We start from the raw sequence: 14,325 nt of genomic DNA, 5'->3' as shown, positions 1-14,325 counted from the left end.
AAGTAAAAAGCGCCAAACAATTCAAAACTGTTTGGACGCTTTTTTTAAAAGAACCAACGTTGAATATCATTCCAAGTCACAAGTACCATTAACAGCAATAAGAAACCAAAACCAATTAAGGTTAAAATTCCTTCTTTTTCTTGACTTAAGGGTTTTCCTCGTAGTCCTTCGATAACATTCAACACAATTTTTCCACCATCCAAGGCTGGAATAGGCAATAAATTCATTACGCCAAGGTTCATGGAGATAACGGCCATTAAAACCATGACGGTCAGCGGACCTTGCTTCGCCGCTTCAGAAGACATTTGAAACATCGCAACTGGTCCACCCAGTTTATTAATATCTGGTTTAGCAATCAAATTACCTAACGCGCGCAGTAATTGAACTGAACTATTTGCAGCTTGTTTAATGCCTCCTGTGAATTTGCCTAAAAAACTAGTATCCATTGGTACTTGTACCCCAATTCGCACCACTTTTTGTCCGTCAACTTCTTCTTTTTCCGGTTTTACTTGTGTAGTAAATGTTTCATTTTCTCTTTTGACGGTAAAATTCAAAACTGATTTTTTACTGCCTGTAATAGCAGCTGTTAAATCATCCCAAGAAGAAATTTTCTGCCCATCAATACTTTGAATGGCATCGCCTTCTTTTAACTTAGCTGTTTGCGCTGGTGAATTTTCACTAATTGCGCCAATTTTATTTGTATTGGTTATTGCTACGCCCCCTTGAATAAAGGTGATAACAATAAACAAAACAATCGCCAACAAAAAGTTATTCATCGGGCCAGCAAAATTAGTCAACATGCGCTGCCATAACTTTGCCGACTGAAACTGGACATCTCGCGGTGCAATGCGCACTTCAACACCATCAGATTCTATAATCGTGGCATCGTGCAAAACATCATATGTTACTAATTGGCTCTCATCACCATTTTGATATCCTGAAACGAACAATTTGTCTTCTAAATCAAATTCAGCTAATTCAAAAGGAAAAGCATTTACCAATTGCACTTTACTACTGGTATTGATTTGAGTCACTTTCCCTTTTTCATCTAATACCAAACCAATTGGCATTCCTGGAGTTAATTCTACTTCATCTTCGCCATTGCCAGCCATTCGTACATATCCGCCAATTGGCAATGCCCGTAAGGTAAACGTAGTCCCATCTTTACCTTGATGTCCCCAAATTTTTGGTCCCATTCCAATCGCAAATTCTCGCACTAAAATCCCCGCTCGTTTTGCAAAAAAATAATGACCAAATTCGTGTATAATAACAATTACACTAAACACGATAATAAATGTAATAAGTGTCTTCATGTTCTGTCTTCCCTTCATTCATAGCTTTTTTTACTAAAAAACTACTTACATACGTAAACTGTGCTTATTTATTTTATCACAGAAATACTGTGGGCAAAATGCCCAATCGCTTTTTGTCATTTTATCCTCTATTTTACAAATCGCAAACTAAAATGTTCCATTAAAATAAAGCAATCTTTAAAAGCCAGGTATTCTCTGCCTCTTAAAGACTGCTTAAAGTTCATTATTATTTTAAAAGATACCAAACAAATGCATAATTGGAAAAACAAACAATAGGCTGTCGAAACGATCTAAAATACCACCGTGGCCCGGTAAAATATTACCTGAATCTTTAACACCGAAATGGCGTTTAACGGCTGATTCTACTAAGTCACCAAATTGTCCCACAATAGAGAAAATTACTGTGAAAATCAAAACAAGCGGTAGCGAATGTCCAAAATCTTGTTTGCCTTGAAAAATTAAGACATACACAGCGGCAACGACCACTGCTGAAACGATACCACCAAGGGCACCTTCGACAGTTTTATTTGGTGAAATTTCTGGCCATAATTTATTTTTGCCGTATTGACGCCCAACCATATAGGCACCAATATCTGTCGCCCAGACAATTAGTAGTCCGAAGAATAAAATAATGAGGCTCTCCCCTCGGGCACTAACAAAATCTCTAAAACCCATGCCCGCATACAAACTAACTAATACTGGAAAGCCCGCTTCGTCAATCGTGTACATATTTTTAGATACTACAGCAGCACCTAATAAAAGCAGTACCGTCAGATAAAACAGTGAAAAAGTATCTACATTAGCGGGTAAAAAGAAAAACCAACGCTCCTTAGGTAAAACTAGCAAAACTGCACCAATGGCACTTATAATTCCTTCAAAACTGACTATGTTTAACTCTTTCATTCTAAATAATTCATAAACTGCTACTACAGCTAAAACAGCTGCAGTCACTTCGATTGCAATACCGCCGACATAAATAATCGGAATAAATAATGCCAAGGCGACTACTGCTGTGATGACTCGTTGTCTCACAACTACTCCTCCTTTGTTTTCAAAAGTTCCTTTATTTTTTCAAACCACCAAAACGGCGATCGCGATTTTGAAACGAAGCAATCGCCATTTCCAGTAACTCACCATTAAAATCTGGCCACAAAGCATCGGTAAAGAAAAGTTCACTATAGGCAATCTGCCATAATAAGAAATTACTAATCCGCTCTTCACCACTGGTGCGAATCAATAACTCTGGATCACGCAATTCACTTGGTAAAAATCCTGTCATTAAATGCTCGCTAATAAGAGCTTCAGTAATTTCCTCTTCCTTTGCATCTCTTTTTTTGAGCTCTGTGTAGATATCTTTTACTGCCGTCACAATTTCAGCCCTACTCCCATAGTTCAAAGCGAAATTTAAAACCATGCCGGTATTATCTTTTGTTTGTTCAATTGCCTTCTTGACTGCTTCTTGCGTATGGGCGGGTAAAAATTCCGTATAGCCCATGACATTTACCTTAACATTTTCTTTGATTAATTCTGGCACAAACTTATCAAAAAAATCTACCGGTAATTGCATTAAAAAACTAACTTCTTCTTCTGGTCGTTTCCAATTTTCAGTCGAAAAAGCATAGAGCGTTAACACTTTTATTTTCAAACTAGAAGCGTGCTTGGTAATCGTCTTAACTGTTTCCATCCCTTCTTTATGTCCAGCTACCCGCGGCAAGCGCCGATTTTGTGCCCAGCGACCATTGCCATCCATAATAATCGCAATATGTTTAGGAACAGCTTTGTCACTATCAAAAGTAAACTCTGCTTCTTCTTGCACATATTTATTTTTCTGTGGGAAAAAACGCCACATAAAAAAGCCTCCTAACTAATTCTCACTCTAAAATAAATCATCTTCCCCATTATAGCAATAATCAGAATGCTTGCCTATGAAAAGCAGTAAGGCTTAGTAAAAATCTTAAGGCCTTTATCCACATATTTGATATGAAAAGCGCTTTTTTACGCACTATAATGTTTCACAAAAAGAATGTAGGCAATATATTTCGTGCAAATACATGATTAACATACGCATTTTCAGTTGATTTTGTTTCACAAAAAAACAACTGAAAGATTTAAATTTTTGGCCATAAGACACTTCTAATCGATGGGCAATCTAAATTTACAAGCTTTACCTGTAAAGCTTTGCTAACAAAGCAGTAAGAATGTTGCTATCATTTGCTTTTTTATGATTGTCATTTTGACATAAAAAAAAGCCACACAAAAATTGTGTGGCTTTCATCAAAGGTTTAAACTTCTAAAAGTTCTTTTTCTTTATCAGCAGCGATTTGATCTAACTGCTTAATACTATCGTCGGTTAACTGTTGCACATCTTTTTCTAAGTTGCGCAAGTCGTCTTCAGTGATATCGCTACTTTTTTCTTGTTTTTTATAAGCATCCATCGCATCACGACGCACATTACGAACAGCAACTTTAGCGTTTTCTGCTTCTTTTTTTACTTCTTTAGCTAATTCTTTCCGACGTTCTTCGGTTAATTGCGGAAAGACAAGACGAATTACCGTACCGTCACTTTGTGGTGTAATTCCAATATCACTTGTCAATAGTGATTTTTCCACTTCTTTAATCATTGATTTATCAAAAGGTGTAATTAAAAGCACCCGTGCTTCTGGAGTTTGAATTGAAGCCATTTGATTAAGTGGTGTTGGTGCGCCGTAATACGGTACTAAGATACGGTCAAGTAAGCCTGCGTTGGCACGACCAGCTCGAATTTGTCCCAACGTACGTCGTAAATTATCAGCGACCTTTTGCATTTTTTCTTTTGCTTCTGTCATTGTTGCATCTGCCATTTTATTTCCCCCTCACTGTAGTTCCAATATGCTCACCTAAAATAACACGGCGAATGTTTCCTGGTTCATTTAAATTGAAGACAACTAAAGGAATATCATTGTCCATACTTAGTGAGCTTGCGGTTGAATCCATTACTTGAAGACCTTTTGCAATCACATCTAAATGTGTTAATTCTTCATATTTAACAGCAGTATCATCTAATTTTGGATCTGCAGAGTAAACACCATCAACATTATTTTTTGCCATTAAAATTACGTCAGCATTAATTTCTGCTGCGCGCAATGCAGCTGTAGTATCCGTTGAAAAGTAAGGATTACCCGTTCCACCAGCAAAAATGACAATCCGACCTTTTTCAAGGTGACGTTCTGCTCGTCTGCGAATATATGGTTCTGCAATTTGACGCATTTCAATTGAAGTTTGCACACGGGTTGGTACCCCTTCGTTTTCCAAGGTATCTTGGAGTGCTAGAGCATTCATGACGGTTGCTAACATTCCCATGTAATCCGCTTGTGCCCTTTCCATTCCCATTTGGGCACCAATTTGTCCCCGCCAAATATTGCCGCCACCGACAACAATCGCCATTTCGACACCAAGTTCATGGACATCTCTAATTTCTTTGACAATTTCTTTAATAGTTGGTGGTTTAATGCCGAAGCCTTCATCGCCTGCTAATGCTTCCCCACTTAATTTTAGGACTACTCGTTGATATTTTGGTTTAACCATTTTGCTTCCTCCGTATCTTCTACTGACTATTGTAGCATAGATCAGAATAATCTTTGCACCTTTGTCAGTCTTTGCCGTTATTTTTATAACTGGCTTTAAAAAAAGGGAGCGCATAAAATGCGTTCCCTACTATTCAATTGAATAGAATTATTTTTTAACTTGGCTCATAACTTCTTCAACAAAGTTATCTTCGCGTTTTTCGATACCTTCGCCAACTTCAAAGCGAACAAATGATTTCACTGTCGCGCCTTTTGAAGCAACGTATTTGGAAACAGTCATATCTGGATCTTTAACAAATGGTTGGTCAACTAAAGAAATTTCAGCTTTGAATTTCTTCAAGCGGCCTTCAACCATTTTTTCAACGATATTAGCTGGTTTGCCTTCGTTTAAAGCTTGTTCAGTTAAAACATTTTTTTCATGTTCTAACTCTTCAGCTGGAATTTGTGATTCGTCAACGTAACGTGGGTTGATAGCTGCAACGTGCATTGCAACATCTTTTGCAACTGCTTCGTCAGTTGTACCATCTAAAACAGTTAATACAGCGATACGTCCGCCCATGTGTAAGTAGCCGCCAAATGCTGCATTATCATCTTTTTCAACAACTTCAAAACGACGGAAGCTGATTTTTTCGCCGATAACTTGAGTTGCTTCGATTAATGAAGATTCAACTGTACCTTTAGCAGTTTCTAATTTCATAGCAGCTTCCATGTCAGCTGGTTTGTTTGCTGCTACTAATTCAGCGATTTCTTTAACTAAATCTTGGAACATTTCGTTTTTAGAAACAAAGTCAGTCTCTGAGTTTACTTCTACAACTGCTGCAACGTTACCGTTTACAGCAACAGAAGCCAATCCTTCCGCTGCGATACGGTCATTTTTCTTAGCAGCTTTGGCCATACCTTTTTCTCTTAATAAATCTACGGCTTTTTCAATGTCGCCTTCAACTTCTACTAATGCACGTTTTGCATCCATCATACCGACACCTGTCATATCGCGTAATTCTTTAACCATTTTAGCTGTAACGTCTGCCATTTTGTGGTTCCTCCTCGAAATTTGTTGCAGATAGTCTGCATTTTCTTTAAAAAAAGCTGTTTCAAAGGAGAGTGAGGCTTGCCGCCTAGCCTTTGAAACAGCTCCGTGTCAAAAATTATTTAACTAAAATTATTCAGCTTGGTTGTCGCCTTCAACAACGTCAACGATTTCTTCGATTGAAGTAGTGCCTTCAGCATCTTCTGATACGAAAGTTTCTTCAACAACTTGGTCTTCACCTTGGTTGCCTTCGATTAAAGCGTCAGCCATTTTAGCTGTGATTAATTTAACGGCGCGAATCGCATCATCATTTGATGGGATTACAACATCGATTTCATCTGGATCACAGTTTGTATCAACCATCGCTACGATTGGAATATTCAATTTACGAGCTTCTTGAACAGCAATACGTTCTTTACGAGGGTCAACGATGTACATTACATCTGGAATACGTGGCATATCTGCGATACCACCTAAGAATTTTTCAAGACGTTCGCGTTCTTTGTTTAAGCCCACAACTTCTTTTTTAGGTAGTACTTCAAAAGTACCGTCTTCTTCCATTTTGTTGATTTGTTTCAAACGAGCTACACGTTTTTGGATTGTTTCCCAGTTAGTCAACGTACCACCTAACCAACGATGGTTAACGTAGAATTGACCAGCACGCGTTGCTTCTTCTTTGATAGCTTCTTGTGCTTGTTTTTTAGTACCAACAAACAATGCAACGCCGCCTTCTTCAGCAACGTTTTTCATGTAGTCGTATGCTACATCTACTAACTTAACTGTTTTTTGTAAGTCGATAATGTAGATACCATTACGTTCTGTGAAGATATATTTCTTCATTTTTGGGTTCCAGCGACGAGTTTGGTGACCAAAGTGTACGCCGGCTTCTAGCAATTGTTTCATTGAGATTACTGCCATGTTTTTGTTTCCTCCAATTTGGTTTTTCCCTTTCAAAAACGTCAAGCTCTTTGGCAGACTTTACTATTTGTAAAGCACCCTGTCTCAGATCCGTTTTTGATGTGGATTTTTTAGCTGTAGAGTCTTCACCCCACAACATTTGCTATTATACCGATAAAGGTCTTTAGTTTCAAGCATGAAATCACCTTTTTTAAATTTTATCTTGATAAAGGTGAAAAAGCGTAACGTATTCGCGGTTAAAATAAGATGTATTTCTCTTTTTAAATGTTATTATTTTCGTTAATTTAGCGTTTTGAAAAAGACAGATAATTCAAACATATCTTAATAAATCGCATTAATTCGCATAAAGTTAAATTAACAATTCCTTTGATGTATAAAAAATCATTAATACTACTATCTTAAAAGTACTTATTTTGTTATGATGAGATTGCAAATTTTTATTAAAGGAGCAAACCGATGCGTAAAGCTGATCGTCATTTATTAATTAAACAAATTGTTAGCAATCAAACCGTTCGTACACAAGAAGAGCTTTTAAATATTTTGGAAAGCCATGGTGTGACAGCTACACAAGCAACAATTTCGCGGGATATCCGCGATTTAAAAATTATCAAGGTACCTGATGAAAATGGTGTCGCCCGTTTTGAAATTTTCCAAGGAGACCGCTTTGAAGGAGATGGCCGTGAAGAAGAACGCCGCCTCATTCATATGGTCGAAGATGTCGTTGTTAAAGTGGAACGCGTTCAATTTTTAACGATTATCGTCACTATCCCGGATAACGCCCAAGTCTTATGTGCTTTAATTGACGATATCGATGTACCTGAAAAAGTCACCACTATTGCTGGTTTTGACACTGTCATTGTTATCTCGCGAACAGAAGAAGACGCACTCAAAATTGAAGAATATTTTAAATCTCATATTATCGCTTAAAACTAACTAAAAAATCCCAATAGCATAAATAAAGATATACTCCTGAAATTTAGCTTATACTAAATTTGCCACTGTATTTCTTTATTAACTATTGGGATTTTTTTTTATTAACTTAGAACCTTTTGCAAGCTAACTTTGTACATTTCAATGCTACAATTAATCTATAATAAAAATTTAAATACAAGAATAAAGGAGGAATTTTTTATGCACTGGGCTTTTCAAATTGCACAAGCACTAATAAGAAAATACCCTGACAAAAAGACACCCATTACTTGTGCTTCTGGGGTTAGTCCTTCTGGCTACATTCATGTCGGTAATTTTCGCGAAATTGTCACCACCTATTTTGTCACACAGGCACTACACTTTTTAGGTGCTACTCCCCGTTATATTTTATCATGGGATGATTATGATCGTTTACGAAAGATTCCTAAAAATGTTACCGGGGTCACAGCAGAAAAAATTGGAATGCCTTACACTAAAATAGCCCCTCCTAGTCAGGCATCTGAATCCGTTTATTCCTATGGTGATTATTTCGAAAATTTGTTTATCCATGATTTAAAACAAATGCATATCACACCAGAATTTATCTTTGAAACAACGGCTTATGAAAGCGGCGCTTATGATGCAGATATCGCCTTAGCCTTAAGCAAACGTAAAGAAATATATGATATTTTAAGCCGTTTCCGTACCGAAAAAGCCGACGATTTAGAAAGAGAAAGCTATTATCCAATCTCTTTATACTGCGACAACTGCTATCACGACACGACAACAATTACCCACTATGATGAAAAGACACAACGTATTTCTTATACTTGTCACAATTGCGGTCATGTTGCCAAACAACAAATTGGACAAAACCAACGGGTTAAACTTCACTGGAAAATCGACTGGCCAATGCGATGGCGTTATGAAAAAGTTGCTTTTGAACCCGGAGGTAAAGATCACTCTTCAAAAAATGGGAGTTTTGATGTTGCTAAAGCAATTGCTGCTGAAATTTTTGAATGGCACGCCCCCATGTACCAGCCTTATGATTTTGTAAACATTAAAGGTCAAACCAAAAAGATGTCAAGCTCTGCTGGCAATATTTTGACATTACCAGACTTATTATCGATTTATACACCAGAGCTGGTTTTCTATTTATACGGAAAATATCAGCCAAAAGCGCAATTTGATCTAGGTCTTGATGATGATGTTTTGCGCAACTACAAAGAATTTGAACAACTGGTTACAAAAGCTAAAAATAATCAACTAGATGAAACCCGCCACCAATTATTACAATTAACTGGTGTGAATTTAAAAGAAAATTATCCTGAATTTGGCCATGTAGTTAGCATCTTAGCCCTTACCGCCAATAACGATTCATTAGCTAAGGAATTATTGCAAAAAGAAGCTGCTTATTCAGAAGCCGCAATTGATTACATCTTGCCTCGTGCACAGTATTGGATTGAAAATGATGCCAAAAACCGTCTGATTACAATCAATGACACCAAAAATTTTGCAGCCTATCAAAAACTTTCAGATGAAGTAAAAGAAGAAATAGAAAAATTTCGTCAAATACTTCCGCAAGCAAATGATTTAACACCTGCAGATTTCATGCAAAAAATTTACGATTTATCCGATACCAGCGATAAAAAAACGAAACGCAGCAAACAAAAAGAACTCTTTACCGCCCTTTATCAATTGACTTTAAATCAAGATCACGGACCGCGAATACCATTATTGATAAAAGTAATTGGGATTAAAAAAATGCAACAATTGCTTCAATTTGAGCAATCGTGATGAATAATACACTAACCGGATTTGATCATTTGACAGTACTTTTGTTTGTGGGTTTAGCCATCACTGGCTTTTTACTTTTGCTGGCCATTTTATTACAAATTACTAGAGGCCTTTTTTGGGCGCGATCACCCCAAAAATTCAAAGAAGACGTAACAAAGTCTGCCTATAAAAAAGAAAGGGAAATTGGCCTGAGAATTAGCCACCTAATCTTTGTTGTGGTTCCGCCGTTTTTTGTCGCTTTTTTGCTAATATTATGCTGGCTACTACTTAAATAGTCACAACAATTTTTATTAAAATCCACGCTTATAAGTAAATGACATCTTTACGTATAAGCTAGCTTTTTATTATATTGAAACCTATGGGAAATAAAACAGCGGGAAAAGTCGTTTCTAATGACTTTTCCCGCTGTTTTTACGGTAATTTATTACATTTTCTCAGGTGCATGTAATCCTAATAGACGTAAATCTTCTTTCAGTAAAACGGTAACTGCATAAACTAAAGCTAAACGAGCATCCTTTTGATCATCGTCTGCTAAAATCTTCACATTCGCATAGTATTTGTTAAACGCTTGTGCCAATTTAATTGCATGTTTGGCAATGACAGATGGTTCATAATTAGCAGCTGCTTTTAAGATTGTTTCTGGGTATTGTTGAATTAATTTTACAACTTCCCAAGATGCTTCATCATTTAGTTTGTAATCAGCCGCTTCATTTGGTGTAAAGCCAGCTTTAGCCAAAATGCTCATTGCACGAGCGTGTGTGTATTGTACGTATGGTCCTGTTTCACCTTCAAAACGAACAACTTCTTCTAACGTGAAGTCAAAGGTATTTAAACGATCATTTTTAAGATCGTGGAAAATAACCGCCCCCACACCAACTTGTTTTGCTACTTCGTCTTTGTTTTCCAAGTCAGGATTTTTTTCAGAGATTTGTTCTTTGGCTGAATCAATCGCTTGATTTAACACTTCTTCTAGTAAGACAATTTTACCTTTACGGGTAGACAATTTCTTACCACCTTGAGTAATTAAACCAAAGGCAATGTGATGCATATCATCAGACCAATCAAAGCCCATTTCTTTTAAGACCGCTTTTAATTGTTTAAAGTGATAACTTTGTTCATTTCCGACAACATAAATGGATTGCGCAAAGTCATACGTGCGCTTGCGGTATAGCGCTGCCGCTAAGTCACGGGTAATATAAAGTGTAGCGCCATCTGACTTACGAATTAACGCTGGATTTAAATCATAAGCAGATAAGTCAACGATTTCAGCCCCACGGTCTTCTTTTAACAAATGTTTTTCTTCTAACAATTCAATGATTTCATCCATCTTGTCATTGTAGAAAGCTTCACCGTTTAATGAGTCAAACTTCACTTCCAACATGTCATAAATCTTATTGAATTCTTTCATTGACTCATCACGGAACCATTGCCATAAAGAAACCGCTTCTTTATCGCCGTCTTCTAATTTTTTGAACCAAGCCCGCGCTTCATCGTCTAATTCAGGTTGTGTTTCTACTTCTTCGTGGAATTGCACGTATAAACGTAATAACTCGTTGATTGGTTCAGATTTTACAGCTTCTTCAGAACCCCATTTTTTATAAGCAACAATTAATTTACCAAATTGCGTACCCCAGTCACCTAAGTGGTTAATACGAATTGGGTTGTAGCCGATTTTTTCCATAATAAAACCAATTGAATTTCCGATAACCGTTGAACGTAAATGTCCCATTGAAATCGGCTTGGCAATGTTGGGTGAAGACAAATCGATTGGTACATTACGATTTTCACCTATATTGGCATCCCCATAATGTTCTTTTTCTTTGACAACAGTCGCTAAAACTTTTTCAGAAATAGCACCTTTATTCATAAAGAAGTTTAAGTATGGACCTACTACTTCGATTTTTTCAAAGTTTTTGCCATCAATTTTTTCCGCTAATTCTGGTGCAATTTGTTGTGGCGCTTTTTTATACGCTTTAGCTAAAGCAAAGGCTGGAAAAGCAACATCCCCATGATCAGCTGATTTTGGATTTTCCAATAATTTTTCGATTTGCTCCATGGTTAAATCATCTTTTAATACATCATAAAGCGCTTTTGCTACGACATCTTTGTTGTTCATCTGATATCCTCCTTAGATTAAAATGAGCTAAAAACTCATCAGTTACCCTTATTTTACAATTTAATGATCACCAAAGCCACTTAGAGCTTTAGTTACTCTTGATTTTGTCAATAAAAAAAGCCCCTAACGATAATCGTTAGAGACGAGACTTCCCGCGGTACCACTCTTGTTGTTTGAATACTCAAACCAGCTTCTTCTATAACGGTAGATCGCCGTCTGCTACATGCAGATTTTCCCAAGTGCGTTTCTTATTTGTCTTCTTGCTTGGCTCACACCCGCCCAAACTCGCTAAATTTCCAACAAACAATACTCTCTTGTTCACAAAATCAATTATTAAACTGACACTGATTATAACAAATACTTTTTTTTCTGGCTAGTCTTTTTATCATTATTTTAAATGAAAAAGTATTTTCTTTCATTTCTTTGTTTAAAATTGTATTTTTACTAATTAGATTTCAAAAAATATCCCCACTGTACCCTAAAGGAGAAAAATGTACAGCAGAGATATTTTTTAGCAAATTAACTATTAGTCGGCAACTACAATCGTGCCATCTTCATTAGCCAATAAGTTTTCAATATTTTCCAATGAAGTGATGATTGCCTTACCTTCAGGACGAGCTTCAACAAATTCAATACATGCTTGTACTTTAGGCAACATACTGCCTGGAGCAAATTGATCTTCTTGAATGTATTGTTTCATTTCTGAAACTGTCACGCGTTCTAACTTCTTTTGATCTGGTTTTTGATAATTTACATACACATTATCAACACCAGTCAAGACGATTAGAAGGTCTGCTTTAATGATTTCCGCTAATTTTTCAGAAGCGAAATCTTTGTCAATTACAGCTTCGCGACCTTCCAAACCTTTTGCAGTTTCCACAACAGGAATACCGCCACCACCAACAGAAATTGTCACCACACCTTGATCTACTAAACTTTCGATCACGCGTGCTTCTTTAATTGAAAGTGGTTTTGGTGATGCAACAACTTTACGCCAGCCTCGCCCTGCATCTTCTTTAAAAGTAGCATTGCCCGCTTGCATTTGTTGTTTGGCTTCTTCTTCAGTGAAGAATGGACCAACTGGTTTACTTGGATTATTAAAAGATGGATCGTCTTCTGCCACAATAACTTGTGTCACTAAAGAAACAACATCTTTATCAATACCTTTTTCTTTTAAGATAGCGCCCATTTCATTTTGTAACCAGTAACCAATTGAACCTTCTGTCATAGCAACACAAGTATCTAAAGGCATAGCTGGTGTTTTTTCAGAGTCCGCTGCCGCTTGTTGGATTAATAAGTTCCCAACTTGGGGACCATTACCATGGGAGATGATTAATTCATCCCCTTGTTCGATAAATTGAACTAAATATTTTGCAGTTTCTTTTAATGCATTTTGTTGTGCTTGTGCAGTTGCGTCATCAGATAAGATTGCATTACCACCTAAAGCTACAACGACTTTACGTTTTGCCATAATTATCGCTCCTCGTAAGAAATTTTGACAGTTTTTAGAAACACCAAAACAAGCCAGCTCTTTTGACAGGCAAAAGGCTCAAAGAACTGACTCGTCTTAGTTAAAGTAGGTTTTAATTTAGTAGCGATTAAGCACGTGGAATAAACAGATTACCTAATGTCGCAGCCATAATAGCTTTGATTGAGTGCATGCGGTTTTCCGCTTGATCAAATTGACGCGCATATTTAGAACGGAAGACTTCATCTGTAACTTCCATTTCAGTAATGCCAAATCTTTCTTTCATTTGTTCGCCATATACAGTGTTTGTATCATGGAATGCTGGTAAGCAGTGTAAGAAGATTAAGCGATCTGTATTATGTGTTTTTTCAACTAATTCCATGTTGATTTGGTAAGGACGCAATAATTTGATACGTTCTTCAAATTTGTCTTCTTCACCCATTGATACCCAAACATCGGCATACAATACATCAGCGCCATCAACGCCTTTATCAACATCGTCTGTTACCATTAATTTAGCACCAGATTTTTCAGCAAACTCTTGTGCCATTTTTTGAATTTCTTCTTCCGGTTGTAATTCTTTTGGTGCTACGATACGTACGTTTGTACCTAAAATCGCACCTGTTACTAACAATGAGTTTGCCATGTTATTACGGCCATCTCCACAGTAAGCTAATGTAATATCTTCAACTGTGCCAAAGTTTTCTTGAATTGTTAAGAAGTCGGCAATCATTTGTGTTGGATGCCATTCGTCTGTCAAACCATTCCAAACTGGAACGCCTGAAAACTCAGCCAACTCTTCAACCATTTTTTGGCTGAATCCGCGGAATTCAATTCCGTCAAACATACGACCCAATACTTTTGCAGTATCTTCTGTAGATTCTTTTTTACCTAATTGAATATCATTTGCACCAAGGTATTCCGGATGTGCACCTAAATCAATTGAAGCTGTAGTAAAAGCAGCCCGTGTCCGTGTAGAAGTTTTTTCAAATAAAAGTGCAATATTTTTACCTTCTAAGTAGCGATGTGGAATCCCACGTTTTTTAAGATCTTTCAAATGTTCAGAAAAATCGATTAGATATTGTAATTCTTCTTTTGTAAAATCTTTTTCTGCTAACAAGCTTCTTCCTTGGAATACTGATTCTTTCATAAGTTGAGCTCTCCTTTAGTTAGTTTTCATTTGGTCCGCAAGACGGCTTACAGCCGCCCGCAGA

13 protein-coding genes and 1 other annotated feature are annotated in these 14,325 nt (G+C 36.9%); of the genes, 3 read left to right on the top strand and 10 right to left on the bottom strand.

What is annotated here, in order from left to right:
- Positions 1 to 44: 44 nt before the first annotated feature.
- The 7 genes from rseP to rpsB form a co-directional block, all read right to left on the bottom strand.
- Positions 45 to 1,313: an RIP metalloprotease RseP gene (rseP, locus tag AC6R0T_RS05915; protein ID WP_303753439.1), complete on the bottom strand. Its 1,269-nt coding sequence runs from the start codon at positions 1,311 to 1,313 to the stop codon at positions 45 to 47.
- A 231-nt stretch (positions 1,314 to 1,544) separates the two neighbouring features.
- A complete protein-coding gene (locus AC6R0T_RS05910; RefSeq protein ID WP_230708540.1) occupies positions 1,545 to 2,345 on the bottom strand; it encodes a phosphatidate cytidylyltransferase in 801 nt (266 codons plus the stop codon).
- Positions 2,346 to 2,376: 31 nt separating this feature from the next.
- Positions 2,377 to 3,162, bottom strand: coding sequence for an undecaprenyl pyrophosphate synthase (gene uppS / locus AC6R0T_RS05905; protein ID WP_303753440.1), 786 nt, complete (start codon positions 3,160 to 3,162; stop codon positions 2,377 to 2,379).
- 433 nt (positions 3,163 to 3,595) lie between these two features.
- Positions 3,596 to 4,153, bottom strand: coding sequence for a ribosome recycling factor (gene frr, locus AC6R0T_RS05900; protein ID WP_206905748.1), 558 nt, complete (start codon positions 4,151 to 4,153; stop codon positions 3,596 to 3,598).
- 1 nt (position 4,154) lies between these two features.
- Entirely contained in the window at positions 4,155 to 4,877 is a 723-nt protein-coding gene (pyrH, locus tag AC6R0T_RS05895; protein ID WP_206905747.1) for a UMP kinase, read from the bottom strand.
- Positions 4,878 to 5,024: 147 nt separating this feature from the next.
- Positions 5,025 to 5,906: a translation elongation factor Ts gene (gene tsf / locus AC6R0T_RS05890; protein WP_230708544.1), complete on the bottom strand. Its 882-nt coding sequence runs from the start codon at positions 5,904 to 5,906 to the stop codon at positions 5,025 to 5,027.
- A 129-nt stretch (positions 5,907 to 6,035) separates the two neighbouring features.
- Entirely contained in the window at positions 6,036 to 6,821 is a 786-nt protein-coding gene (gene rpsB / locus AC6R0T_RS05885; RefSeq protein WP_206905744.1) for a 30S ribosomal protein S2, read from the bottom strand.
- Between the two features lie 456 nt (positions 6,822 to 7,277).
- Here rpsB and AC6R0T_RS05880 point away from each other — a divergent pair, with 456 nt between their 5' ends.
- From AC6R0T_RS05880 to AC6R0T_RS05870, 3 genes are all read left to right on the top strand, one after another.
- Complete coding sequence (locus AC6R0T_RS05880) at positions 7,278 to 7,748, top strand: arginine repressor (RefSeq protein WP_206905742.1); 471 nt, start codon at positions 7,278 to 7,280, stop codon at positions 7,746 to 7,748.
- A gap of 204 nt (positions 7,749 to 7,952) precedes the next feature.
- Positions 7,953 to 9,527 carry a lysine--tRNA ligase gene (gene lysS / locus AC6R0T_RS05875; RefSeq protein ID WP_303753441.1) on the top strand — a complete coding sequence of 525 codons (1,575 nt, stop codon included), beginning with the start codon at positions 7,953 to 7,955 and terminating at the stop codon, positions 9,525 to 9,527.
- Positions 9,527 to 9,802: a hypothetical protein gene (locus AC6R0T_RS05870; RefSeq protein ID WP_303753442.1), complete on the top strand. Its 276-nt coding sequence runs from the start codon at positions 9,527 to 9,529 to the stop codon at positions 9,800 to 9,802. Before lysS ends, AC6R0T_RS05870 begins: the two co-directional genes overlap by 1 nt.
- Positions 9,803 to 9,951: 149 nt before the next feature.
- On the opposite strand, the gene argS is transcribed toward AC6R0T_RS05870, so the two are convergent.
- From argS to argF, 3 genes are all read right to left on the bottom strand, one after another.
- Positions 9,952 to 11,643, bottom strand: coding sequence for an arginine--tRNA ligase (gene argS, locus AC6R0T_RS05865; RefSeq protein WP_303753443.1), 1,692 nt, complete (start codon positions 11,641 to 11,643; stop codon positions 9,952 to 9,954).
- Positions 11,644 to 11,778: 135 nt separating this feature from the next.
- Positions 11,779 to 11,974 (bottom strand) — a binding site (T-box leader).
- Between the two features lie 195 nt (positions 11,975 to 12,169).
- On the bottom strand, positions 12,170 to 13,114 hold the full coding sequence (gene arcC, locus AC6R0T_RS05860; RefSeq protein WP_230708549.1) for a carbamate kinase: 945 nt from the start codon (positions 13,112 to 13,114) through the stop codon (positions 12,170 to 12,172).
- A gap of 127 nt (positions 13,115 to 13,241) precedes the next feature.
- Complete coding sequence (gene argF / locus AC6R0T_RS05855) at positions 13,242 to 14,261, bottom strand: ornithine carbamoyltransferase (protein WP_206905732.1); 1,020 nt, start codon at positions 14,259 to 14,261, stop codon at positions 13,242 to 13,244.
- Between the last annotated feature and the right edge of the window lie 64 nt (positions 14,262 to 14,325).

It is taken from the genome of Enterococcus sp. S86.2 (genome assembly GCF_059834485.2).
The sequence above is the reverse complement of the archived record's forward strand: the minus strand, read 5'-3'. Positions and strand labels throughout refer to the sequence as shown.

What these genes read in the sequence shown, in the direction of transcription:
- rseP (WP_303753439.1), bottom strand. Translation starts at nt 1,313, where the DNA reads ATGAAGACACTTATTACATTTATTATCGTGTTTAGTGTAATTGTTATT.
- uppS (WP_303753440.1), bottom strand. Translation starts at nt 3,162, where the DNA reads ATGTGGCGTTTTTTCCCACAGAAAAATAAATATGTGCAAGAAGAAGCA.
- frr (WP_206905748.1), bottom strand. Translation starts at nt 4,153, where the DNA reads ATGGCAGATGCAACAATGACAGAAGCAAAAGAAAAAATGCAAAAGGTC.
- pyrH (WP_206905747.1), bottom strand. Translation starts at nt 4,877, where the DNA reads ATGGTTAAACCAAAATATCAACGAGTAGTCCTAAAATTAAGTGGGGAA.
- tsf (WP_230708544.1), bottom strand. Translation starts at nt 5,906, where the DNA reads ATGGCAGACGTTACAGCTAAAATGGTTAAAGAATTACGCGATATGACA.
- rpsB (WP_206905744.1), bottom strand. Translation starts at nt 6,821, where the DNA reads ATGGCAGTAATCTCAATGAAACAATTGCTAGAAGCCGGCGTACACTTT.
- AC6R0T_RS05880 (WP_206905742.1), top strand. Translation starts at nt 7,278, where the DNA reads ATGCGTAAAGCTGATCGTCATTTATTAATTAAACAAATTGTTAGCAAT.
- lysS (WP_303753441.1), top strand. Translation starts at nt 7,953, where the DNA reads ATGCACTGGGCTTTTCAAATTGCACAAGCACTAATAAGAAAATACCCT.
- AC6R0T_RS05870 (WP_303753442.1), top strand. Translation starts at nt 9,527, where the DNA reads ATGAATAATACACTAACCGGATTTGATCATTTGACAGTACTTTTGTTT.
- argS (WP_303753443.1), bottom strand. Translation starts at nt 11,643, where the DNA reads ATGAACAACAAAGATGTCGTAGCAAAAGCGCTTTATGATGTATTAAAA.
- arcC (WP_230708549.1), bottom strand. Translation starts at nt 13,114, where the DNA reads ATGGCAAAACGTAAAGTCGTTGTAGCTTTAGGTGGTAATGCAATCTTA.
- argF (WP_206905732.1), bottom strand. Translation starts at nt 14,261, where the DNA reads ATGAAAGAATCAGTATTCCAAGGAAGAAGCTTGTTAGCAGAAAAAGAT.